Annotated in this window: 27 protein-coding genes; 16 read left to right on the forward strand and 11 right to left on the reverse strand. The window is 65.9% G+C overall.

Features of this window, described 5'->3' with window-relative positions:
• Nucleotides 1-35: 35 nt before the first annotated feature.
• Nucleotides 36-2,081, reverse strand: coding sequence for a M13 family metallopeptidase (locus NX1_RS09925; RefSeq protein ID WP_245668415.1), 2,046 nt, complete (start codon nucleotides 2,079-2,081; stop codon nucleotides 36-38).
• Nucleotides 2,082-2,412: 331 nt separating this feature from the next.
• On the opposite strand from NX1_RS09925, the gene rplN reads away from it, so the two are divergent.
• The 6 genes from rplN (at nucleotide 2,413) to NX1_RS09955 (ending at nucleotide 5,463) form a co-directional block, all read left to right on the forward strand.
• Nucleotides 2,413-2,781: a 50S ribosomal protein L14 gene (rplN, locus tag NX1_RS09930; RefSeq protein ID WP_014981702.1), complete on the forward strand. Its 369-nt coding sequence runs from the start codon at nucleotides 2,413-2,415 to the stop codon at nucleotides 2,779-2,781.
• A gap of 1 nt (nucleotide 2,782) precedes the next feature.
• Entirely contained in the window at nucleotides 2,783-3,100 is a 318-nt protein-coding gene (rplX, locus tag NX1_RS09935) for a 50S ribosomal protein L24 (protein WP_068056941.1), read from the forward strand.
• A 1-nt stretch (nucleotide 3,101) separates the two neighbouring features.
• Complete coding sequence (gene rplE / locus NX1_RS09940; RefSeq protein ID WP_067785237.1) at nucleotides 3,102-3,665, forward strand: 50S ribosomal protein L5; 564 nt, start codon at nucleotides 3,102-3,104, stop codon at nucleotides 3,663-3,665.
• Between the two features lie 4 nt (nucleotides 3,666-3,669).
• Nucleotides 3,670-3,855 carry a type Z 30S ribosomal protein S14 gene (locus NX1_RS09945; RefSeq protein ID WP_014981705.1) on the forward strand — a complete coding sequence of 62 codons (186 nt, stop codon included), beginning with the start codon at nucleotides 3,670-3,672 and terminating at the stop codon, nucleotides 3,853-3,855.
• Nucleotides 3,856-3,882: 27 nt separating this feature from the next.
• Nucleotides 3,883-5,079, forward strand: a complete 1,197-nt coding sequence (locus tag NX1_RS09950) for a Fic family protein (RefSeq protein WP_068056943.1) — start codon at nucleotides 3,883-3,885, stop codon at nucleotides 5,077-5,079.
• Between the two features lie 144 nt (nucleotides 5,080-5,223).
• Nucleotides 5,224-5,463, forward strand: a complete 240-nt coding sequence (locus NX1_RS09955; RefSeq protein ID WP_157119654.1) for a hypothetical protein — start codon at nucleotides 5,224-5,226, stop codon at nucleotides 5,461-5,463.
• 140 nt (nucleotides 5,464-5,603) lie between these two features.
• On the opposite strand, the gene NX1_RS09960 is transcribed toward NX1_RS09955, so the two are convergent.
• The 6 genes from NX1_RS09960 to NX1_RS09985 form a co-directional block, all read right to left on the reverse strand.
• Complete coding sequence (locus NX1_RS09960) at nucleotides 5,604-6,191, reverse strand: Uma2 family endonuclease (protein WP_245668416.1); 588 nt, start codon at nucleotides 6,189-6,191, stop codon at nucleotides 5,604-5,606.
• A 177-nt stretch (nucleotides 6,192-6,368) separates the two neighbouring features.
• Nucleotides 6,369-7,781 carry a cytochrome P450 gene (locus NX1_RS09965; protein ID WP_068056947.1) on the reverse strand — a complete coding sequence of 471 codons (1,413 nt, stop codon included), beginning with the start codon at nucleotides 7,779-7,781 and terminating at the stop codon, nucleotides 6,369-6,371.
• Nucleotides 7,782-7,789: 8 nt separating this feature from the next.
• Nucleotides 7,790-8,968 (reverse strand): MAB_1171c family putative transporter, encoded by a 1,179-nt coding sequence (locus NX1_RS09970; RefSeq protein ID WP_068056949.1) that lies wholly within the window; start codon nucleotides 8,966-8,968, stop codon nucleotides 7,790-7,792.
• 1 nt (nucleotide 8,969) lies between these two features.
• A complete protein-coding gene (locus NX1_RS09975; protein ID WP_084501294.1) occupies nucleotides 8,970-9,482 on the reverse strand; it encodes a hypothetical protein in 513 nt (170 codons plus the stop codon).
• Between the two features lie 778 nt (nucleotides 9,483-10,260).
• Nucleotides 10,261-10,734: a PIN domain-containing protein gene (locus tag NX1_RS09980; RefSeq protein WP_245668417.1), complete on the reverse strand. Its 474-nt coding sequence runs from the start codon at nucleotides 10,732-10,734 to the stop codon at nucleotides 10,261-10,263.
• The gene (locus NX1_RS09985) at nucleotides 10,731-10,964 is read right to left on the reverse strand and encodes a ribbon-helix-helix protein, CopG family (protein WP_068056951.1); all 234 of its coding nucleotides are present in this window, start codon (nucleotides 10,962-10,964) and stop codon (nucleotides 10,731-10,733) included. The genes NX1_RS09980 and NX1_RS09985 overlap by 4 nt, the downstream gene beginning before the upstream one ends.
• A 290-nt stretch (nucleotides 10,965-11,254) precedes the next feature.
• On the opposite strand from NX1_RS09985, the gene rpsH reads away from it, so the two are divergent.
• The 10 genes from rpsH to NX1_RS10035 all read left to right on the forward strand — a co-directional run bounded on the left by rpsH (nucleotide 11,255) and on the right by NX1_RS10035 (nucleotide 17,780).
• Entirely contained in the window at nucleotides 11,255-11,653 is a 399-nt protein-coding gene (gene rpsH, locus NX1_RS09990; protein WP_067785212.1) for a 30S ribosomal protein S8, read from the forward strand.
• A 14-nt stretch (nucleotides 11,654-11,667) separates the two neighbouring features.
• Nucleotides 11,668-12,207: a 50S ribosomal protein L6 gene (rplF, locus tag NX1_RS09995; RefSeq protein ID WP_068056953.1), complete on the forward strand. Its 540-nt coding sequence runs from the start codon at nucleotides 11,668-11,670 to the stop codon at nucleotides 12,205-12,207.
• A 2-nt stretch (nucleotides 12,208-12,209) separates the two neighbouring features.
• The gene (gene rplR, locus NX1_RS10000) at nucleotides 12,210-12,617 is read left to right on the forward strand and encodes a 50S ribosomal protein L18 (protein ID WP_068056956.1); all 408 of its coding nucleotides are present in this window, start codon (nucleotides 12,210-12,212) and stop codon (nucleotides 12,615-12,617) included.
• 31 nt (nucleotides 12,618-12,648) lie between these two features.
• Complete coding sequence (gene rpsE, locus NX1_RS10005; protein ID WP_068056958.1) at nucleotides 12,649-13,299, forward strand: 30S ribosomal protein S5; 651 nt, start codon at nucleotides 12,649-12,651, stop codon at nucleotides 13,297-13,299.
• Nucleotides 13,300-13,301: 2 nt separating this feature from the next.
• On the forward strand, nucleotides 13,302-13,481 hold the full coding sequence (rpmD, locus tag NX1_RS10010; protein ID WP_014349110.1) for a 50S ribosomal protein L30: 180 nt from the start codon (nucleotides 13,302-13,304) through the stop codon (nucleotides 13,479-13,481).
• A 1-nt stretch (nucleotide 13,482) separates the two neighbouring features.
• Nucleotides 13,483-13,926: a 50S ribosomal protein L15 gene (rplO, locus tag NX1_RS10015; RefSeq protein ID WP_067833562.1), complete on the forward strand. Its 444-nt coding sequence runs from the start codon at nucleotides 13,483-13,485 to the stop codon at nucleotides 13,924-13,926.
• Nucleotides 13,927-14,103: 177 nt separating this feature from the next.
• Nucleotides 14,104-15,426: a preprotein translocase subunit SecY gene (gene secY, locus NX1_RS10020; RefSeq protein WP_068057141.1), complete on the forward strand. Its 1,323-nt coding sequence runs from the start codon at nucleotides 14,104-14,106 to the stop codon at nucleotides 15,424-15,426.
• A complete protein-coding gene (locus NX1_RS10025) occupies nucleotides 15,423-15,968 on the forward strand; it encodes an adenylate kinase (RefSeq protein WP_068056960.1) in 546 nt (181 codons plus the stop codon). Before secY ends, NX1_RS10025 begins: the two co-directional genes overlap by 4 nt.
• Before the next feature lie 26 nt (nucleotides 15,969-15,994).
• Nucleotides 15,995-16,798: a type I methionyl aminopeptidase gene (map, locus tag NX1_RS10030; protein WP_068056962.1), complete on the forward strand. Its 804-nt coding sequence runs from the start codon at nucleotides 15,995-15,997 to the stop codon at nucleotides 16,796-16,798.
• 94 nt (nucleotides 16,799-16,892) lie between these two features.
• On the forward strand, nucleotides 16,893-17,780 hold the full coding sequence (locus tag NX1_RS10035) for an LLM class flavin-dependent oxidoreductase (RefSeq protein WP_245668418.1): 888 nt from the start codon (nucleotides 16,893-16,895) through the stop codon (nucleotides 17,778-17,780).
• Nucleotides 17,781-18,001: 221 nt separating this feature from the next.
• On the opposite strand, the gene NX1_RS10040 is transcribed toward NX1_RS10035, so the two are convergent.
• From NX1_RS10040 to NX1_RS10055, 4 genes are all read right to left on the reverse strand, one after another.
• Entirely contained in the window at nucleotides 18,002-19,426 is a 1,425-nt protein-coding gene (locus tag NX1_RS10040; protein ID WP_245668419.1) for a hypothetical protein, read from the reverse strand.
• Nucleotides 19,427-19,658: 232 nt separating this feature from the next.
• Nucleotides 19,659-20,090: a D-aminoacyl-tRNA deacylase gene (gene dtd, locus NX1_RS10045; RefSeq protein ID WP_068057145.1), complete on the reverse strand. Its 432-nt coding sequence runs from the start codon at nucleotides 20,088-20,090 to the stop codon at nucleotides 19,659-19,661.
• A 113-nt stretch (nucleotides 20,091-20,203) separates the two neighbouring features.
• A complete protein-coding gene (locus NX1_RS10050; RefSeq protein WP_068056966.1) occupies nucleotides 20,204-20,872 on the reverse strand; it encodes a response regulator transcription factor in 669 nt (222 codons plus the stop codon).
• A 52-nt stretch (nucleotides 20,873-20,924) separates the two neighbouring features.
• Nucleotides 20,925-22,274 (reverse strand): MFS transporter, encoded by a 1,350-nt coding sequence (locus NX1_RS10055; protein ID WP_068056968.1) that lies wholly within the window; start codon nucleotides 22,272-22,274, stop codon nucleotides 20,925-20,927.
• Nucleotides 22,275-22,599 lie beyond the last annotated feature (325 nt).

Consider the following 22,599-nt stretch of genomic DNA (forward strand, 5'->3'; position numbering starts at 1 on the left):
GCCGGCGGTGACCCTCGGCCGAATGCCGGTGCGGCTCAGAGACTGACCCGCTGCTCCGGCGGCAGGAACAGGTCGTCGCCTTCCTTCACCTCGAAGGTCGTGTAGAACTCCGCGATATTGCGCACCACCTGGTTGCAGCGGAATTCGTTGGGGGCGTGGGTGTCTTGCAGCCGGGAGACGGTGGACTCCTCGGTCTGCTTCTCGCGCCAGGTGCGGGCGTGCGAGAAGAACATCTCCCGGTAGTCGGGCGTGACGCCCTCGCGTTCGGCGGCGATCCGGTAGGCCGCCAGCGCGATCTGCAAGCCGCGCAGGTCGGCCAGGTTCTCGCCGACGGTCAGCTTGCCGTCCACCTTGTACTTGGGATCGAGGCCCTCGGGCACCAGTCCGTCGAACTGCGCGATGACCTGATCGGTCTTGGCCTTGAACGCGGCCAGGTCCTCCGGGGTCCACCAGTCGCGGCGGTTGCCCTCGCCGTCGTACTTGGCGCCCTGATCATCGAAGCCGTGGCCGATCTCGTGGCCGATGGTGGCGCCGACCGCGCCGTAGTTCACCGCGGTGGTCGCGTCCTTGTCGAAGTACGGCGGCTGGAGATACGCGGCGGGGAAGGCGATCTCGTTGTTCGTGGGGGAGTAGTAGGCGTTCACCGTCTGCGGCGACATCGCCCACTCCGACTTGTCGACCGGAGTGCCGAGCTTGTCGAAGGCCCGCTTCACCTCGAAAGCGTTGATCGCGCGCAGGGATTCGATCAGCTTGCCCCTGGTGATCTTCAGCCCGGAGTAGTCGACCCACTTGTCCGGGTAGCCGATCTTCACGTTGATCTTGGCGAGCTTGGCGAGCGAGGCCTCGCGGGTGGGCTGCGACATCCAGGACGAATTGGTGAAGTTCTCCCGGTACGCGGCCATCAGGTCGGCGATCATCTCCTGCGCGCGCCGCTTGGCCTCCGGCGGGAAGTGCTCGTCCACGTACAGCTTGCCGAGCTGCTCGCCGAGATTGTCGTCGACCACGCCGACCGCCGACTTCCACAGCTCCGGCCGCTCCTCGAGCCCGCCGAGCACCTTGCCGACGAAGTCGAACCGCGCGTCGGCGATGGCCTTGGGCAAGAACCTGCCGTAGGCGTTGGTGACGTGCACGCGCAGGTACTCGCGCCACTGCGCGATATCCACCTCGTCCCAGAGCTGCCCGGCCGCGGTGACGAACGACGGCTGGCCGACCACGATCTTCTCGAACAGCGATCGCGGCCGGTCGGTGTTGCCCGCCAGCCACTGATCCCAGTCGAATTGCGGTGCGAGAGCCTTCAGTTCGTTCCAGCTCATCAGGTTGTAGGTGGCGTCGGTATCGCGCGCGCGCACGCTGTCCCAGTGCGCCGCCGCGATCCTGGTCTCCAGGTCGAGCACCCGTTGGGCCAGCCCGGCGGGGTCGGGGAACCCAGCGCCGGCGGCCATCTTCTCCAGGTAGACCTTGTAGCCGGCGATCCGGGCGGCGAACTCGGGCTTGCGGTACTCCTGCTCGCCGAGCATCAGACCGGACTGCCCGATCGAGGGGATGTAGGCGCTGGAGTTCTTCCGGTCGACGTTGATGCCGAGGCCGATCAGGCCGCCGATCGGCAGCTCGGCCATCACCTTGGCCAGCTCGCTCTTGTTCGCCGCGCCGTCGATCTTCGCGAAGAGGTCGGCCAGCGGGCTCATGCCGAGCCGCTCGATCTCCGCCAGGTCCAACCTGGCGTCGTACAGATCGCGGATCTGCTGCGCCTCCGAGCCGGGCTTCGGGTTCTCGATGCCCTCGATGATGGCGCGCAGCTGCTCGTTGGTGCGATCGATCGCCTCGCTGATCGCGCCGACCTCGGACTTGTCCGGCGGTAGCTGGTAGTCGCGCAGCCAGGCGCCGTTGACGTGCCGGTACAGATCGTCCTGTGGTCGGACGAGCTGATCGGCCCCGCCCATGTCGACGCCGGTCAGCCGCACGGTGCTGGCGTCGCCGTCGCTCGTGCAGGAGGACAGCAGCGCCGCGGCGGGAGCGGCGACGCCGAGTGCGATCAGGAAGGCGCGGCGGTCCAGCTGGGCCCGGCGACCGTTTGATGTCACGTGAATCCTCTCCCCGATGCGGTTCACGCCCGCACGTTGTGATCGATGGCGACGTTCGTTCGCGCCGAGGCTACCGGCGCGGCCGGTCGCGGGCACGGATTCCTCGGCCTGCGCTCCCGATTTGGGAACGACCTGGGGATTCCCATACACTAGACCGGTTGCCTGCGGGAGCTGTGCCCGCATCCTGGCCGCGAACCCCCAGTGGTTGGCTCTCGAGTTCTTGCTCAGACCATACGAAACCGCTGGCAGGCGCGCGTTCGGGTGGTGACACGACCATGCCCGTCGGGTCGGCAATCCGGCGTGCGTATACGTCCAGGTCAAGGAGGCTGAAGTGATTCAGCAGGAGTCGCGACTGCGCGTCGCCGACAACACGGGTGCGAAGGAAATCCTCTGCATCCGCGTTCTCGGTGGTTCGTCGCGTCGCTATGCCGGTATCGGCGACATCATCGTCGCCACCGTGAAGGACGCCATCCCCGGCGGCAACGTCAAGCGTGGTGACGTGGTGAAGGCCGTCGTCGTGCGCACCGTGAAGGAGCGCCGCCGTCCGGACGGTTCCTACATCAAGTTCGACGAGAACGCCGCCGTGCTCATCAAGGCGGACAACGACCCGCGCGGTACTCGTATCTTCGGCCCGGTCGGCCGCGAGCTGCGCGACAAGAAGTTCATGAAGATCGTCTCGCTGGCTCCGGAGGTGCTCTGACATGAAGGTGCACAAGGGCGACACCGTGCTCGTCATCTCGGGCAAGGACAAGGGCGCCAAGGGCAAGGTCATCCAGGCCTACCCGGCGACCAACAAGGTCCTCGTCGAGGGCGTGAACCGGATCAAGAAGCACGTCGCGAACTCCGCCAACCAGCGCGGCGCCTCCTCGGGCGGCATCGTGACCCAGGAAGCCCCCATCCACGTGTCGAACGTGATGGTTGTCGACTCCGACGGCAAGCCGACCCGTATCGGCTACCGGACCGACGAGGAGAGCGGCAAGCGGGTCCGGATCTCCCGTAAGAACGGGAAGGACATCTGACATGACCACCTCTGAGAAGACCCAGCCGCGCCTGAAGCAGCGCTACCGCGCCGAGATCAAGGACGCGCTGAACAGCGAGTTCAACTACGCCAACGTGATGCAGATCCCTGGCGTGGTCAAGGTCGTCGTGAACATGGGTGTCGGCGACGCCGCCCGCGACGCCAAGCTGATCAACGGCGCCGTCGAGGACCTGGCGCTGATCACCGGTCAGAAGCCGCAGATCCGCAAGGCGACCAAGTCCATCGCGCAGTTCAAGCTGCGTGAGGGCATGCCGATCGGCGCGAAGGTCACCCTCCGCGGTGACCGCATGTGGGAGTTCCTGGACCGCCTGGTCTCCATCGCGCTGCCCCGTATCCGCGACTTCCGCGGCCTGTCGCCGAAGCAGTTCGACGGCAACGGCAACTACACGTTCGGCCTGAGCGAGCAGTCGATGTTCCACGAGATCGACGTGGACAAGATCGACCGCCCGCGCGGTATGGACATCACCGTGGTGACCACCGCGACCAACAACGAAGAAGGCCGTGCCCTGCTGAAGCACCTCGGCTTCCCGTTCAAGGAGAACTGAACACATGGCTAAGAAAGCACTGGTCAACAAGGCCAACGCCAAGCCGAAGTTCGCGGTGCGCGCCTACACCCGCTGCCAGCGCTGCGGCCGCCCGCACGCTGTCTACCGCAAGTTCGGCCTCTGCCGCGTGTGCCTGCGCGAAATGGCGCACCGCGGCGAGCTGCCGGGCGTGCACAAGAGCTCCTGGTGAGCTCGCGCTCCTCGTGAGCGCGCACGGATAACCGAACACCGCACGAGGGCACGGACTCCGACGAGTCCGTGCCCTCGCGCGTTCGGGGCGCGCGTTGTCGATGCCGAAGTGGCCATCGCCCGGCTCGACACCGAGGCGGTAGCCCTGGTCGAGACAGAGGCGTTGTCTCGATCGCTGCTACGCGCCGAAGCTGTCGCATCGTCGCGGATCGAGGGGCTGGAGATCGGTGCCCGGCGGCTCCTGCGCGCGGAGGCGGCGCGACAGCTGGAGGGTGAGTCCTCGGATGTGACGGCCACCGAGGTGCTGGCGAATATCGACGCGATGGCAGTGGCCACTAATGCGGTCGGTCGCGGCGAGTCGATCGGCGAGGGCGTTCTGCTCGAGGTGCATCGTCGACTACTGGCGGGCACCAAGCTGGCAGAGCACGGCGGATGCCTACGCGACGTACAGAACTGGATCGGCGGCAGCTCCTTCAACCCCTGCTCGGCCGCATTCGTTCCGCCGCCGCCGGAATATGTGCCGGAGTTGATGAAAGATCTGATCGACTTCTGCAACAGCGACGACCTGCCCGCTGTCGCGCAAGCGGCGATCGCGCACGCCCAGTTCGAGACGATCCACCCGTTCATCGACGGCAACGGCCGCACCGGGCGAGCGTTGATCCATCTCGTCCTGCGTCGGCGTGGCGTGGCCGAACGCGTCATCGCGCCGGTGTCGCTGGTCCTCGCTACCTGGAGTGATGGCTATATCGACGGCTTGACTCGCTTCCGTCACATCGGTTCGACTGAATCAGTGCAGGCTACCGACGATCTGAACACGTGGGTGGCGCGCTTCGCCGCGGCCTGTACCCGGGCAGCCGAGGATGCCAGAGCTTTCGAAGTGAAAGCCGCTGATCTGCAACGCTCGTGGCGGGATCGAGTGGCGCCGGTGCGGGCGAACTCCGCACTGGACCTGCTCCTCGGCAAACTCATCGGAGCCCCGATCCTCACGGTGTCCACCGCGGCCACTCTGATCGGCCGCAGCTTCCCCGCCGCGAATGCCGCGGTCGACCGCTTGACCGAGGCCGGAATCCTGCGCCAGCTCACCATCGGCCGCCGCAACCGGGCCTTCGAGTCACCCGAAGCGATCACCGCGTTCACCGCCCTGGAACGATGCCTCGCCAGTCCGGACGGCGACACGCGGACTTCGGATCCGAACCGTCCTGTACCCCGCCGTCCGACTCGCTAGGGGTATCTCCGCCTCCGTTTTCAGCCAAGCGTGGTTGCCTGGGCAATGTTAAGAACAGCTTCGGATCGGGGCGTTATCTCAATATGTAGTAACAGACGTTTCTGATTACCGATCTTCCGTGTGGACCATCACATGGAGGATGAAATGAACCATCTCGCAACAAAATTCGCTGTCGCCGTCGCGTCCGTGGCCATCCTGGGCGCGGGTGCCGCGCCCGCGATGGCGGCCCCGGCTCCGGTGGCGCCGCAGGCCGCACCGGTCGCGGATTCCGGTTCCTCGGGCACCGGCTCCGCGGCCATCGACTTCCCGCTGGGCCTGCTCAAGCTGCTGATGTGTGGTCCGTGGGGCAGCACGCAGCCGCACCCGAACCCGGCTTGCCGCTGAGCGTCGGCCAGGCGAGGCGAAAGCGCGGATAACCGGAGCCCGCGCTTTCGCGCGTTCGATGCCATGGCCGTGGCCACTACTGCAGAATCGAGTATTACCACGACCCGAAGGCGGCCCGGCCGAAATCCCTTTGTGCGAGTTCAGAATTCGAGTTCGGACCAGGGGATGTGGATGGGGAACGGGAAGTCTATCGCGATGGCGTCGGAGTCCTTCGGTGTCCATTTGCCGGTCAGTAGATAGTTGGCCGGGTAGAGCGGGTGGACCCCGGGCGGGAGCTGGCCGTGCGTGGTCTCCAGGGCATAGGCGTGGACTATGGCGATGGCGCTGTTCTCGCGCTCCAGGGTCACTTCCCAGTACCAGGGAATTCCGGCGCCCGCGTAGCGTCCCTTTTTCGCCTCGATATCGGACTGGGTGTTCGAGGGTGAAAGGACTTCGCCGACCAGCAGGGTGTCGGCGGCGCGAAGGTCCTGGTAGGGCTGGTCGAGGCAACGATGTATGAGGAAGTCCGGCGTCAGGAAGTCGGACTTACCGCTCTTGCCGAGGAAGACGTTCGTCTCGGTGGTGACGCGCCAACAGCGTTCCGGGCGGTCCGGCAAATCCGTTTGCGCGCAGCGCCTGAGGGCGCTCCACATCAGGTTCGTAAAAGTCTGATGCTCCGAAGGACCGCGTCGCGGCCAGACGACCCGGCCGTTCCAGAGTTCGATCTGCTCCGCGATCTCCTCCGGCAACTGCTCGAGCTACTCCCATGTCATGTACTCGGGGAGGTCGGGGCGTTCGATACGCGGACTCGACATGTCCTCATCGTAGTGTCCAGCTGACGCCCTGCCACCGCTTTCACGGCGCTGACCAGTGCCGATAGCGCCGCAGTCAGGTGGCCGCCTCGCGGATGGCGCGCAGCGGTGGCTTCAGCTGCTCCGAGGCGACAACCGCAGCTTGAATCCCGAAGGCTTGAGCGTGATCTGCTCCTTGATGTCGAGCTTGTAGCCGGGGTCGTGCTCGAAGTCGAATTCGCGCAGGAGGTGGGCCAGGGCGAGCATCACTTCGTGGTACGCGAACTGGCGGCCGATGCAGGCGCGTAACCCGGTGCCGAAGGGCTTGTAGGCGCGCTGGTCTCGCTGGCGGCCTGGCAGCCAACGGTCGGGATCGAATTTCTCGGCGTCCTCGCCCCACACCGTCTTGTCTCGGTGGGCCTGCAACGTCAGGACGAGAACCCACTCACCGGCCTTGAAGTGATAGCGGCCGTCTCCGATCACCACGTCGTGGCGGGCTTCCCGGAAGTATCCCGGCGCGACCGGCCACAGCCGCAGCGTTTCGTCGACGATGCGGCGGATGTACCGCAGTTTCGCGACGTCGTCGAACGCGATTGTCAGGTGACTCTGGCCGGGGAACCGTTCGGCCAGCTCCTCGCGCGCCCGCGCGGCGATCCCTGGATTGCGTGCGATCTCGTACAGTGCGAAGGCGAGCACGCCCGCGCTGGTCTCGTGGCCTGCGACGAGGAAGGTCAGGATCTGGTTGCGGATGTTGAGGTCGTCGAGGGTCTCGCCGGTCTCGGGGTCGGGGACCGTGAGCATGCGGTCGAGCAGGTCACTGTGCTCGCCGACGGTGCCGCTGGACTTGCGGGTGGCGATGATCTCGTCGACGACCTCATGGACGTAGGCGATGTCGCGTTTGTGCTGGATAGACGCGCTGCGGCCGACCGTCTTCTGGATGATCGGCGGGAGGTTGGCATTGCTGTTGATGTACCGCAGTCCCCGCAGCATGGTCGCCACGAACGGGTGGGTCTTCTCGCGGGTGAACGAGTCGAAGGTGAAGTCGAATCCGCACTTGCTGATGACTTCGAGGGTGAAGCGGTTCATGTCTTCTGCGACGTCGACCCACTGGCCTCGGCGCGAAGCCCAGTAGGCGATCAGGTCTCCGGCCACCGCATTCATCGTGTCGTGGTAGCCGATCATGGCCTCCTTGGTGAAGGAGGGGGCGAGGATGTTGTGGGCCTTCTGCCAGTTCGGCTCACTGTTGTACGCGGTGAACAGGCCGTCACGGGCGACGGGCCGGATCTTCTTGAACAGCACCCCGACGTGCTTGGTCCAGTTCTTCTCGTCGTTGATCTCGGCGATCAGGTCCGCGCCCGAGACAACGATCATGGGCCAATCCATGATCCGGCGTTCGAAGATGGGCCCGAGCGCCTGTGCGTCACGCATCGACATCTGCGTGGGCTTGATCGGGTCGGTGGTGAGGAGATCGCCGAATACCGGCAGCCGCCACCGCGGGTGCGGAAGCGGAGCTCTGGACTCCGTGGTCGAGGGCGTGCGAACTGCCATTGAAACTCCTATCGGGCCAGCGACGTGTCGCGCCGGTGGCCGTGGGTGGTGATCTGGCCGCGTACCTGCGGCCATGCGTGGGCGAGCGCGAGCAGTTCATGGAGCTCGGCATTGAGGTCCCGGACGCCGGGTTGCGCACGGTGCTTGGTTTTCGCGATGTTGTCGACAGGCGGTCGACCTGCGGCCTTCGCGACGATGGCCTCGGCAATGCGGCGGGTATAGACCTGCGGATCCTGGTAGTCGGCATCATCGATGGTGACGTAGCGGCGCAGGTGCAGCAGGCTGTCGCGGATCTCCATGGTCATGCGGTGGAGCCGGATGGCGGGGTCAGGCTGTCCCCGGCTTGTCGTGCTATCGAGCACTACCTCGGGTACGGCGGCGGTCAGGTCGGTCCACAGCGGCCGGAGCCTGCGAAGGTAACGCCCGGTGCGATCGCGGCCGAGGCGCACGGTGAGTGTGCTGATCAGGGGGACAGCCGAGACGCTGACCGCGAAGAATGTCGAGGTGGCGAAGGACCACGCCTTGCGGTGCATCTCCGGATCCAAGACCGGTCGATCCGTCAGCACACATCCGATCGTCTCGATGACGATGGTGCTCACGTCGAACCCGAGCGCGACGGCGGTACACAGGATGACGACGAAGACCGCACGCTCCTGGCGGGTGATGTCGCCTGTCAGCATCTCCCTGATGCAGATCCGGCCGACGAGTACGGCGGTAATGCCCACGGGCAGGCAAAACGCGATCCAGAGCACGACAGCCGGCCGGCCGAGGAGCTGATCCACCAATAGGTTCGCGCGGCGGGCGGGTGTTCCGGCGATGAGGATGATGACGGTGGCGGTGGCAACGACCAGGTCGTAGATGCGCTGTCGTTGGTAGGCACGGTCAGGGCCCGCGCCGTCCCATAGCTTCGCGATGCCGTAGAGATTGGACACGATGAGCAGGATCGCGCCGAAAGAGAGCTGGCGGGCGAGGTTCACCACAGTGTCGTCGTCGCCGGGAAGCGCCCAGGTCAAGGCATGCTCGAACCACGATTCGCGCAGCAACATGCCGACCAGCGATGCGGCGATCGCACGGTTGATCAGCCTGTCGACGATGGTGTCGCGTAGCAGTGACCACCGACCGATGAGGGTCAGGACGATGCCAACGATCACGGGCACGGTGAGGTATTCCGGTATCGGAGAGGTCATATCACCGATGCTGTGTGCGAAAGAAGGTCGACCGTAACCGGCTCGCACGCCGGCGGGGCAACATTGCATGGACCATCAACAAGTCGGCGAAAGCTTCCGCGTCGTGCTCTCGATCGCTGCCGTAGTCGTCACGTCGCAGCACGCTGCGGATCGCGTCGGCCGACAGCGACGGCATCAGTTCGTGTAGCGGAAGGTCTGCCGCGTCGTCGGCGTTGTCGGCATTGTCGAGTCCGTGTCCGAGCAGCATGTGCCCGATCTCGTGAGCGATGATCTGGTCGTTGTGCCACGGTGTCTCGCCGCCGTACATGATCACATCGTCGTGTTCACGGGCGATCCACAGACCAGATCCTGTACCGCAGCCTGTTCCTGCCAAGGCCTCGGGATCGATTGGGCACAGCTGGATTGCTCGCCCCCGGTACTCGGCCACACGGGCGACATATGCCGATGCGTTCCACGGATAAGGGATCGCTATAACGCTGGCCAGCTCCTCGAACTTGGCGGTCAGTCGGTCCACTACACCTCCAACCGCTGCGTGCCGTCGTTCGGCCGACAAGCGTGCTTCGCCGATCTCGCGACGCCCTGCTCAGGTTCTGCGTGGGGCCGAAGGTGGTGGATCGCTGGTCGACTCGGTAGCGAACAGGCCGGCGAGAACCCCCCACTGACCGGCATGTGCTTCACCTCTTTGCTGCGCTCGGTGCTTGCCTTCGAACGCCGGATTCCTGCTCGCGGCGCTGACCTCATCGTCGATGTGCCGCCTTGTACGCGACGGCGATACAACCGATCCCGGGCATCGGGGTGTCGCGAGGACGGCGGCTCATCGAGAACCGTCTCAGGCCGCAGCATGCGCGCCCCACTGAGTTCGGTTGCGCTTCAGGCTATCTGATGAAGCGACGATTGGACACGCTTCGTGATCGTGCTGTGTGGCGGCGAGTAGCACGGCCGTCGGATCCAGGAAGAGGTTGTGGCGCACCCGAATTGGGCGAACTGGTCGCTGCTCGGCCTGCCACCCGTGCGCGTCACAGCGCCAGGTTCGGTGGTGCGGTCGTTCGGTCGACTCGATCGGTGCGGTGCGCCCGCTCGGACTGCTTGGTGCGCCGATTCTCGACGCGTCGACCGTTCGGGGGTCGGTGGTGGTGCGGTCGACGCACCGAGACGGACGACGGGCGCGAGCACCGCAGCGTGACGAATCCTCGCCGCGCTGCCGGAAGTCGTCGCGGAGGTCGCCGCCTGGCGCGCCTCAGTAGCGGTGAAAAGTGGACCTGCTCGTTCAGTCGCGAGTCGAGACGACTCGATCAGAGGTCGTCCGGAAGGACCCGAAACGCCGTGTGTGATGTGAGCGGTGTGAGGGCTCGGAAATCTCGGCGGTCGAGTGTGAGGATCGCGTCGGTTTCGTACTCGGCCGCGAGTGCTACGCCGACGGCATCGGCGAGATCAAGACGTAAGGCGGGGTAAAGGGTCCGTACTGCATTCGCCTGATCGAGGACGTCCGTACTCAGGGTCGCGATTTCGAACAGGCCGAGGCGCGCTTGAGCTGTTATGTCCTCGATCATCGAGACCGCATGCGCTTGCCCGAGCGCGCGCCTGCCGACGTGGTCGAGTTCGGCGAGGATAAGCGGCGACAATACGATCAGGCCAGCGGCTTCGAGCACCTTGAACGCGCTGTCGCTTTCGGGCGAGGAAGTGTCGAAAGCGGCAAGGATGCCGGAAGTGTCGGCGATGACTATGCCCGCGCCGGTTGCGTCGATCCCATGGGATCGCGACGTCACCGCGTGTCGTCTTCGACGAGGATTTCGTCAACGCGTTCGGCCAGGGTCGGATCACCGCTGGCGAACCGGCGTAGCCGTAGAGGCTCCGAGCGGCGCCGCACTCGCATCGCCGCCAAGTGAATTGCGTCCCTGATGATCTCCGCCTCGCTGACGTGGGTGCGCGCAGCAGCCTCCTTGATCGTCGCGAGGTCGTCGACGTCGGCGTAGACCATGGTCCGCTTGAGAGGCATATGTGTATGGTGGCATATGTTGTAGATACCAGCAAGGGCGGTTGTCGGTGCCGGCGCGGGTGATCGGGCCGCTCGACCCCGATTTTGTCCTGGTCAGACCATTGCCTACACTAGAGCGGTTGCCTGGGCGCCTCCATGTCCGCATGTGTACCGATCCGGGCGATACGTACCCCGCCGGTCGGCAGTTGCCGACCGGACCAGCCGAATTGTTGTAGGCCCACCATCAGCGCGCTCCCGGGCGCGCGGGTGCTGTATGGGAACCGCAGCGAGAAAGGTGTCGAGGTCGAACTATGACCATGACTGATCCGATCGCAGACTTTCTGACCCGTCTGCGCAACGCCAACTCGGCGTACCACGATCAGGTGAAGGCTCCGCACTCGAAGCTCAAGGCGAACATCGCCGAGATCCTCAAGCGTGAGGGCTACATCGCCGACTACCGGACCGAGGACGCGCAGGTGGGCAAGACGCTCATCGTCGACCTCAAGTACGGCCCGAGCCGTGAGCGCAGCCTCGCCGGCGTGCGCCGCGTTTCCAAGCCCGGTCTTCGTGTGTACGCGAAATCCACCAACCTGCCCAAGGTCCTGGGCGGCCTCGGCGTGGCCATCATCTCCACGTCGCAGGGTCTGCTCACCGACAAGCAGGCGGCACAGAGCGGCGTGGGCGGCGAAGTCCTCGCTTACGTCTGGTAAGGGAGGTCAGGACAATGTCGCGCATTGGTAAGAAGCCCATCGCAATCCCGTCCGGTGTCGAGGTGAACATCGACGGCCAGAACGTGTCGGTGAAGGGTCCCAAGGGCACCCTCTCGCACGTGGTCGCCGAGCCGATCACCGTCGCCCGTGGCGAAGACGGCCAGCTCGAGGTCGTTCGCCCGAACGACGAGCGCCGCAACCGCTCGCTGCACGGCCTGACCCGCACCCTGATCTCGAACATGATCGAGGGCGTGACCAAGGGCTACGAGAAGAAGATGGAAATCTTCGGCGTCGGTTACCGCGTGGCGGCCAAGGGTTCGAACCTCGAGTTCGCGCTCGGCTACAGCCACCCGGTGCCGATCGAGGCGCCCGAGGGCATCACCTTCGCGGTGGAATCGCCCACCAAGTTCTCCGTGTCCGGAATCGACAAGCAGAAGGTCGGCCAGATTTCGGCGGTCATCCACGGCCTGCGCAAGCCCGACCCGTACAAGGGCAAGGGCATCCGCTACGCAGGCGAGGTCGTTCGCCGCAAGGTCGGAAAGACGGGTAAGTGATCATGGCGCAAACCGAAAACCAGAAGGCCAAGCGCATTCCGCTGGGCAAGGACGTGTCGACCCAGCGTCGTCTGTCGAAGACGCGCCGTCACTTCCGCTTGCGCAAGAAGGTCGCGGGCACCACCGAGCGTCCGCGCCTGGTGGTCAACCGCTCCTCGCGCCACCTGCACGCGCAGCTGATCGACGACTCGCTCGGCAAGACCATCGCCGCGGCGTCCTCGATCGAGGCCGACGTGCGCGCGGTCGAGGGCGACAAGACCGCCAAGGGCAAGAAGGTCGGCGAGCTGATCGCCGCCCGTGCCAAGGCAGCCGGTGTCGAGGCCGTCGTATTCGACCGTGGTGGCCACGACTACCACGGCCGCATCGCCGCACTGGCCGATGCCGCTCGCGAAGGCGGGTTGAAGTTCTGATGATGATGATTGCGAACGGAAGGAACGTCTGATGCCGGGACGTCAGCGGCGTGACGGCGGAAACGGACCCGCCGGACAGAATGGCAGCAACCCCGAGGGCGGCCGCGGCGATCGTCGCGGCGGTGGCGATCGTCGCGGTGGCGGCGACCGTCGGGACAACGCGGCCGAGAAGAACCAGCTCGAGCGCGTCGTCGCGATCAACCGCGTCTCCAAGGTCGTGAAGGGTGGTCGTCGCTTCAGCTTCACCGCCCTCGTGATCGTCGGCGACGGCAACGGTCTGGTCGGCGTCGGCTACGGCAAGGCCAAGGAAGTTCCCGCGGCCATCCAGAAGGGTGTCGAGGAGGCTCGCAAGGGCTTCTTCCGCGTCCCGATGATCGGCTCCACCATCACCCACCCGGTTCAGGGTGAGGCGGCGGCCGGCGTGGTCATGCTGCGTCCGGCTTCCCCCGGTACCGGTGTGATCGCCGGTGGCGCGGCTCGTGCCGTGCTGGAATGCGCTGGCATTCACGACATTCTGGCCAAGTCGCTCGGTAGCGACAACGCGATCAACGTCGTGCACGCGACGGTTGCCGCGCTCAAGCAGCTGCAGCGTCCGGAAGAGGTGGCGGCCCGTCGTGGCCTGCCCCTCGAGGACGTCGCTCCGGCGGGCATGCTGCGTGCGCGTGCGGGACAGGGAGCCTGACAATGGCAGATCTCAAGGTGACCCAGATCAAGAGTTCGATCGGCGCCAAGCAGAATCAGCGCGACAGCCTGCGGACCCTCGGCCTGCGTGGCATCCGCAAGTCGGTCGTGCGTGAGGACAACGCCCAGAACCGCGGGCTGATCAACGTCGTGCGCCACCTCGTGACAGTTGAGGAGGTCTGACATGACCATCAAGTTGCACCACCTGCGTCCCGCCCCTGGCGCCAAGACCGAGAAGACCCGCGTTGGTCGCGGTGAAGGCTCCAAGGGCAAGACCGCGGGCCGTGGTACCAAGGGCACCAAGGCGCGCAAGAACGTCCCGGCCGCCTTCGAGGGCGGGCAGATGCCGCTGCACATGCGGCTGCCCAAGCTCAAGGGCTTCACGAACCGGTTCCGCACCGAGTACCAGGTCGTGAACGTGGGCAAGATCGCCGAGCTGTTCCCGCAGGGCGGCGAGATCGGCAAGGCCGAGCTGGTCGCCGCCGGCGCGGTGCGCAAGAACCAGCTGGTCAAGGTTCTCGGCGATGGCGAGATCGGCGTCGCGGTCCAGGTGACCGTCGACAAGGTGACCGGCGCCGCCAAGGAGAAGATCACCGCGGCCGGTGGCACTGTCACCGAGCTGGGCTGACGGTACTCTGCAACTAGTGGCACCGGACGAGTGACGAGCTCGTCCGGTGCCACTGTTAGAGTTCAATTGTTGTCTGCCAAGCCACGTCATGGCTTTCGGCGTCCCCCTGTACGCCAGGGAATCGGGCGAAGCTGAAACTGCCATGTCATGACCATGTCGTTCGCGCCAGGAGGATCAGTGCTTTCCGCCTTCGTATCGGCCTTCCGGACTCCGGACTTACGGCGGAAGATTCTCTTCACGCTGGGGTTGGTCGCGCTGTACCGTGCCGGTGCCGCGTTACCGTCTCCCGGCGTCGACTACAAAGCCGTCCAGGAATGTGTCGACCTGGTCTCCGGCGGTGAGAACGCGGGCATCTACCAGCTGATCAACCTGTTCTCCGGTGGTGCGCTGCTGCAGTTGTCGGTCTTCGCGATCGGCATCATGCCCTACATCACCGCCAGTATCATCATTCAGCTGCTCACGGTCGTCATCCCGCGGTTCGAGGAACTGCGCAAGGAAGGCCAATCCGGCCAGACGAAGATGACGCAGTACACGCGGTACCTGTCGATCGCGCTGGCCATCCTGCAGGCGACCGGTCTGGTCGCGCTCGCGGCGCGTGGTCAGCTGCTCCAGGGCTGCCAGAAAGACATCCTCGCCGACACCAGCATCTTCGGCATGATCATCATCGTGCTCGTGATGACCGCGGGCGCGGCGCTCGTCATGTGGTTCGGCGAGCAGATCACCGAGCGCGGCGTCGGCAACGGCATGTCCCTGCTGATCTTCGCGGGCATCGCCGCGCGCATCCCCACCGAGGGCAAGGCCATCCTGGACAGCCGTGGCGGACTCGTGTTCGGCCTGGTGTGTGTCGCCGCGTTCGCCATCATCGTCGCGGTCATCTTCGTCGAGCAGGGCCAGCGCCGGATTCCGGTTCAATACGCGAAGCGCGTGGTCGGCCGCAAGATGTACGGCGGCTCCTCGACCTACCTGCCGCTGAAGGTCAACCAGGCGGGCGTCATCCCGGTGATCTTCGCCTCCTCGCTGCTCTACCTGCCGAACCTGGTCGCGCAGCTGACGGGAGCGCAGAACGAGCCCGAACCGAGCTGGTGGCAGGAGATCATCCAGAAGTACCTGGTGAACCCGGGCAACCCGGTGTACATCGCCATCTACTTCGGCTTGATCGTGTTCTTCACCTACTTCTATGTCGCGATCACCTTCAATCCGGAGGAACGCGCCGACGAGATGAAGAAGTTCGGCGGCTTCATCCCGGGGTATCGTCCCGGTAAGCCGACTGCCGACTATCTGAACTTCGTCCTGAGCCGCATCACCCTCCCCGGCTCCATCTACCTCGGTCTGGTAGCAGTCCTGCCGAACCTGTTCCTCGATATCGGCAACTCCGGTGGCGCCCAGAACCTCCCGTTCGGCGGTACCGCGGTGCTGATCATGGTGAGCGTCGGCTTGGACACCGTGAAGCAGATCGAAAGCCAGCTGATGAATCGAAATTACGAAGGGTTCCTCAAGTGAGAGTTGTACTGCTCGGTCCGCCGGGTGCCGGCAAAGGCACCCAGGCCGTCCTGCTGTCGGAAAAGCTGGGCGTCCCGCACATCTCCACAGGGGATCTTTTCCGCGCGAACATCGGCCAGCAGACTCCGCTGGGTCGCGAAGCGCAGAAGTACATGGACGCGGGCGACCTGGTGCCCAGCGACGTCACCAACCGCATGGTCGAGGCGCGAGTCAACGAGCCGGACGCCGTGAACGGCTTCGTGCTGGACGGCTACCCGCGCACCATCGATCAGGCCGAGGCGCTGGAGAAGATCCTCGGCGACATGGACAAGAAGCTGGACGCTGTCCTGTGCTTCGTCGTGCCGGAGGACACCGTGGTCGAGCGGATGCTCGCGCGTGGCCGCGCCGACGACAGCGAGGACGTGATCCGCAACCGGCTCCGGGTGTACCGCGAGGAGACCGAGCCGCTGCTTCAGCATTACGACGGCTTGGTCGTCACGGTCGACGGCGTCGGCGAGGTGGACGAGGTCAACGGACGCGCGCTGCGCGCGCTTGGCCACTGATGTCCTTGTCTCGGGAACGCTGAGCCATGGTCTTCGGGCGCAACAAGAGCAAGAAGGTGGTGCCGTTCCGCACCGCCGGTGAGCTGGACGCCATGGCGGCGGCGGGCGCGGTGGTAGGCCGCACCCTGGTCGCCGTGCGCGCGGCCGCCAAGCCCGGGGTCTCGACCCTGGAACTGGACGAGGTCGCCGAGCAGACCATCCGCGATGCCGGTGCAGTGCCGTCCTTCAAGGGCTACCACGGCTTCCCGGCCTCGATCTGCGCGTCGGTGAACGACCGAGTCGTGCACGGGATTCCGACCGGGGAGGAAATCCTCACCGAGGGCGATCTGATCTCGATCGACTGCGGCGCCATCCTGGACGGCTGGCACGGCGACTCCGCGTGGACCTTCGGCGTCGGCGAGATCATCGAGGCCGACCGTCTGCTGAGCGAGGCCACCCGGCTGTCCATGGAGGCGGGCATCGCGGCGATGCTGCCGGGCAACCGGCTGACCGACGTGTCGCACGCCATCGAAATGGGCACCCGCGCCGCGGAGGAACTGCACGGCCGGGCCTACGGCATCGTCGACGGTTACGGCGGGCATGCCATCGGCCGCGAGATGCACATGGACCCGTTCCTGGCCAACGAGGGCGCGCCGGGCAAGGGCCCGAAGCTGGTGGTCGGCTCGGTGCTGGCCATCGAACCCATGCTCACCCTCGGCACCACCCAGACCAAGGTGCTCGACGACGACTGGACCGTGGTCACCCTGGACGGCAGCCGCTCCGCCCACTGGGAACACACCGTCGCTGTCACCGAGGACGGCCCGCGCATTCTCACCGTGCGCCCCGAGTAGCGCGAAAGTTCCGCACGGCGGCTCCCGATAGGATCGGGGGCCGCCGTTTCGCTTTCCGCGGGCAGCCACCTCTCGTCCAGACAAGGAGCACGCCGTGACGTTGCGTTTCGGGATTCAGCTCGCGCCCAAAGCTACCGAACTGCATCGGATCCGGGAGCTGGCCAAGATCGCCGACGCGGACGGGCTCGATTTGCTCGGCATCCAGGATCACCCGTACTCCGGAGCGCTGGTCGACACTTTCGCGCTGATCGCCACCGTGTTGGCGGAAACCGAGCGGCTGCGGGTCTTTCCGGACGTCGCGAGCCTCCCGCTGCGCGGGCCCGCGATGCTGGGCAAACAGGCGGCGACATTGGATCTGCTCAGTGGCGGACGGTTCGAGCTCGCCCTCGGCGCGGGCGCGTTCTGGCCCGCCATCAAGGCGATGGGCGGCCCGGAGCGCACGAATCCCGAAGCGCTGCAAGCGCTGGAGGAGGCTACCGAGATCATCCGCGCGATGTGGCGGCCCGACGCGAAGGCCACTGTCGACGGCACGCACTATTCCGTGCACGGCGTGCAGTCGGGTCCGGCGCCGGCACATCCCGTCGGGATCTGGTTCGGCAGCGTCGGCCCGAAGGCCAACGCGCTGACCGGACGGATCGCCGACGGTTGGGCGGCGCCGATCCCGCACTATCTGCCCTACGAGAAATGGCAAGGTGCACAAGACACTATTTCCGCGGCCGCCGTCGACGCCGGACGTTCCCCGGCGGACATCACCCGCATGGCACAGCTGGTCGGGACGATCACCGACGCGCCCGGCCCGGTGCGCTTGCGCGGCGAGGAACCGATTCGCACCGACGCCGCGGGCTGGGCCCGTATCTTGGTCGATCTCGCCGTGACGACCGGCTTCGACACGTTCGTGTACTGGCCTGAGTCGCCCGACGATACCCAGCTTCGCCGCTGGATCGGTGACGTCGTTCCTTGCACCCGCGCCCTGTGCGCTTAGCCGAGACCTTCGGCAGTGCAGCGGTTTTCGGCGGTTCTTCTCGGTACCTCCCAGGCTCGGTCGTGAACTCTCCGACGATGCAGTCAGATTAGGTTCCGCACCCGGATAGGTTCCCGAGTAGCGAACTACTCGAATCTCGTTGCGAGGAGCCGCAGCTTGCCCGTGAGGGCGCGCGGCGTGCAGCGGTCGGCGCTACCGAATACGCTGGGGCGGACCGTGATTCAGCTCTGGCCGGTCTTGCGGAAGAACAGCACGTGATCGTGATCGATCAGCGCTATCGACTTGCGCATCTGCCGGATGCCCGCGCCGGGCAGATAGGTCAGGTTCGAGAAGGACTGCGTATTGCCGAACGCCGAACGCACCTTGTTCTCGGTGGCGTGCGACGCGCCGTAGGCGGCCAGTACGCCGAAGTCCAAGGGCGCGAGCGGCTCGTCGAGCGACGCGGGACCGGCCGGGCGGCCGAGCGCTGCGTACTGCGTCGCCTTGCCCTGCTCGTACCGGCACAGTTCGTAGGACATGTTCGCGGTGGCCGTGACGCCGACCACCGGCCAGCGCTGGGAAAGCCGCAGTGCCAGCGGATGTTTTCCGACGGGAGCGAGCTCCCAGTTCAGGCTCATCACGTTCACCCAGCCGCCGTAGGACATCTCGATCAGCACCACGTCGTCGCCCAGCGTGGTCGCGGTGTTGAACTCGGCCTCGCCGATCACCCAGTCCTCGTCGTCGGCATTGAGGTAGGTGGCGCTGTCGACGGGGTGGATGTCGTCGTCGGCGTAGGCCGCGATGATGGCGGCGCGCAGTTGCGTCATGGCGTCCCGGTCCGGGCAGCGCACGCCGAGTGCCCCGAAGGTCGGTCCGATCTCGAGCGGCGTCGACGGCGGCTCCGGGTCCTCGCCCGGCGCGAGCGGGCGCAGCCCGACCAGCGCCAAGCGCCAGTTGATCTCCTCCACCGTGGACAGGTCGCCGGAGGACTTGCGGACGATCTGCTGCTGCGTCAGCCGTCCCGCTTGTTCCAGGGTGCGGCACTCCAGTTCGACCAGCGCGTTGTAGGACTTCGGCGTGAGGTCCAGATCGCGAATACCGCACGCGCGCAGGCGGATCGACATGCTGGTGGAGGTGAACGCGGCATACCGTTCGCGGTACATCGCCAGCGCCTGCTTGCGCGAGCGGCCGACCATGAGGGTGCGCAGCAGCGTGCTCAGGCTGGCCAGGTACTTGCCCGCCAACTCGGGATTGGCCGCGGCGAGCTGGGCGCGGATCCGTGCGGCGTCCTCCACCGCGGCAACGGCCGCGTCCTGGTCCAGCCTGCCGAGCCACACGCCGCACTTGCCGAGCCCGTCGGCGCACATTCCCGACACGTGCGGATGGGTCTGCGCCACTTGGCGATACGTGGCGCAGGCGCCCCGGATGGTGCTGGTCGCCAGATCGCGGCGGCCCGCCTCCCGCGTCACCTGCTCGAAGATGCGCAGGGCCTCTTGCAATTCGCCGGCGAACCGCGCCTCGACCATTCCGGCGGCCAGCCAGTGCAGCCGGATGCCGACAGCTTCCTGGGCAGGCGCCGGAGCTTCCAAGGTGCGGTCACGGCGGGCGGTGGGATCGTTTCGGGTGGCGATCAGCGCCTTGGCCAGTTCGGCGAGCGAGGTGGCCAATCGAAGTTCGGAATCGACCGTTCGGTCTCGGGCCGCACTGCGATCGACCGCTACCTGTCGTTCGATAGCACTCAGATCCATCGCGACCCCAACTCCCGCATCACCTTTCACAGACGGTCGTGCCTTCGGCCACATCTGTTCTCGCGGAGAGTCTGCCACAAATCGGGTGTCGTCGCCCAGGAACGATCAGGCATGCTGCTAGCTCCCAGCTAATTCGGCGCGAACCCCGTGCTCACGCCTCCAGCAGCAGCGTTACCGGGCCGTCGTTGGTGAGCTCGATATGCATGTGCGCGCCGAAACGCCCAGTCGCGACGGTCGCGCCGAGGGCGCGCAGTGCCGCGGCGAAAGCGTCGACCAATGGTTCGGCGATCGGGCCTGACGCGGCCGAGGACCAGGAGGGGCGGCGGCCCTTGGCGGTGTCGGCGTAGAGGGTGAACTGGCTGACGACGAGCACCGGCGCGTTCAGATCGGCCGCGGAACGCTCGCCGTCCAGAATCCGCAGCCGCCACAGCTTGTCCGCCAGGGCTTTCGCGATCGCCTCGGTGTCGTCGTGGGTAACGCCGACCAGCGCGACCAGCCCTTGCGGATCGGGCTCGATCCGTCCGACGAGTTCGCCGCCGACGGTCACCTGCGCGGCGGTCACACGCTGTACAAGAACTCGCATGCGGTGATCCTGCCATCCGGTGAATCGGGAACTCTGCGCGCGCGCCCCCATCAATCCGTGCCGACCGATCTCGACACCGCCGCCCCTCCGCAGATGACGTGGGACGCGGAGGACTACGGCATATCGTCCAGTTCCCACCGGTATCCGAAGCCGCGGATGGTGGTGATCAGCCCAGGCCTGCCGAGCTTGGCGCGCAGCGCCGCCATGTGCACGTCGAGCGCCCGCGACACCGCCGCGAACGCGTCGCCCCAGATCCGGTCCATGAGCTGTTGCCTGCTCACCGCCGCCCCCGGTCGTTCCAGAAGGATGCGGATCAACTGGAATTCCTTGTGGGTGAGCGTGATCGGTTCGCCCGCGACCTCGACTCGCCGCGCGATCAGATCGACGCGGACATCGCCGGTGACGATCACGTGCTGCGGCGGCGGAGCGTGCGCGGCCGCGCGCCGGGTGACGGTCTCCAGCCGGGCGATCAATTCCGCGATGCGCGGCGGTTTGACCAGGTAGTCGTCGGCCCCGGCGTGCAACCCGCGAACGACTGCCCGCTCACCGCCGCGCGCGGTGAGGATGACCACCGGCACCGAGCTGACCTTCCGCAGCTTGCGCAGCACTTCCAGACCGTCCATGTCCGGCAGTCCGAGATCGAGGACCACCGCGTCGTAGCGGTTGTGGAAGAGCAACAGATCGCTGCCGCGTTTGATGTGATCGGCTTCGTATTTGGTTCGCAACGCCTCCAGCAGCGCGCTCGCCACCCCATCATCGTCCTCGACTACGGCAAGCCTCACGCACCGATCCTCGCAAATCGAAGGATCGGTGCGCAGGCGTTTCGGTTCCGCGTCACGCCACCGGGACTTCGGCCGTGTCCTCCCGCGTGGCGTCGGCCGCGCGTTCGGACTCGAGCACCGAGGTCGCCGAGGTCTCCCGCATGAAGTAGTAGATGCACAGCGAGATCGCGATGCATCCGGCTACGTAGTAGAAGAACACGGATTCGTGACCCGCCTTCTTCAGAGCGAGCGCGATGGATTCGGCCGTGCCGCCGAAGATCGACACCGTCAGTGCGTAGGGCAGGCCGACGCCGAGCGCACGGATCTTGGTGGGGAAGAGCTCGGCTTTGACGATGGCGTTGATCGAGGTGTAGCCGGTGATGATGATCAGGGCGAGCATCATCAGTCCCCATGCCGCGACCGGGTTCGAGGTGTGCGCGAGCACGGTCATGATCGGAACGGTGCACACCGTGCCGGTGATGCCGAAGAACAGCAGCAGTTTCCGTCGGCCGATCTGGTCGGACAGTGCCCCGGCCAGCGGCTGGATCACCACGAACGCCAGCAGCGCGATGAAGTTGATCCAGGCCACCGTGCCCTTGGAGATGCCGGAGGTGTTGATCATGAACTTCTGCATGTAGGTGGTGTAGGTGTAGAACGCCACCGTGCCGCCGAGGGTCAGGCCGACCACGACCAGGCATTCACGCGGGTATTCCAGCAGCACGCGCAGCGAACCGCGCTTCTTCTCCTGCGCCGTGGCGTCGGAGGCGGCGGCCTCGTAGTGCGACGACTCGTCCATCCCGCGGCGCAGCCACATGATCGCCACCGCGCCCGCCGCGCCGATCACGAACGGAATGCGCCAACCCCAGCTGTTCATCTGCTCCGAGGTGAGGATGTGCTGCAAGATGATCTGCACGCCGAGGGCGGTGAGCTGACCGGCGACCAGGGTCACGTACTGGAAGCTCGAGTAGAACCCGCGCTTGCCGGGGGTGGCCACCTCCGACAGATAGGTCGCGCTGGTCGCGTATTCGGCGCCGAGCGACAACCCTTGGAGCAGGCGCGCCACCAGCAGAATGATCGGCGCGGCGATGCCGATGGTGTGGTAGCTCGGCGTGACCGCGATGATCAGCGAGCCCGCCGCCATCACCGTCACCGAGAGCGTCAAAGCCGTTCGGCGACCGGCCCGATCGGCGTACTGGCCGAGCAGCCAGCCGCCGATCGGCCGCATCAGAAAGCCGAGCGCGAAGACCAGCGCGGACTGCAGGAGCTGGGCGGTGGAATCGCCGGAGGGGAAAAACGTCTTCGCGAAGTAGACGCTGAACGCCGCGTAGACATACCAGTCGTACCACTCGATCAGATTGCCGAGCGATCCACGCATCACGTTGCCGACGACCCTGCGTTCGCCGGCGGCTTGTGTCGCAGTCATGAGAACTCCTTTGGACTCCGCACACTTTTGGGCAACCCCACTGTGTCGCCGGTCACTGGAAATGCCACGAGTAATGCGAAATCTCTAACCGTCCCTTAGGGAAAGGACGCGGAGGTTATCCGAGACCTTGACACGTTCTTAGGAAAGTCACCGCTCGTGAGGGGGACGAAAACCGCCCGGTGCGCGAGAATTGCTTCTCAGTTGCTTCCTTCGAAGTAGCCGATGACCAGCGGCCCCGGTCCGCCGGCAGCGCCGCGGCCTCGTCCTGCCCTGCGGAGGTCGGCCGAGGCCCGCCACGGCGGGTCCGTAAATCCTCCTGAGGGGT

Source organism: Nocardia xishanensis NBRC 101358, assembly GCF_001613365.1.
In the GTDB taxonomy this organism is placed as follows: domain Bacteria; phylum Actinomycetota; class Actinomycetes; order Mycobacteriales; family Mycobacteriaceae; genus Nocardia; species Nocardia xishanensis.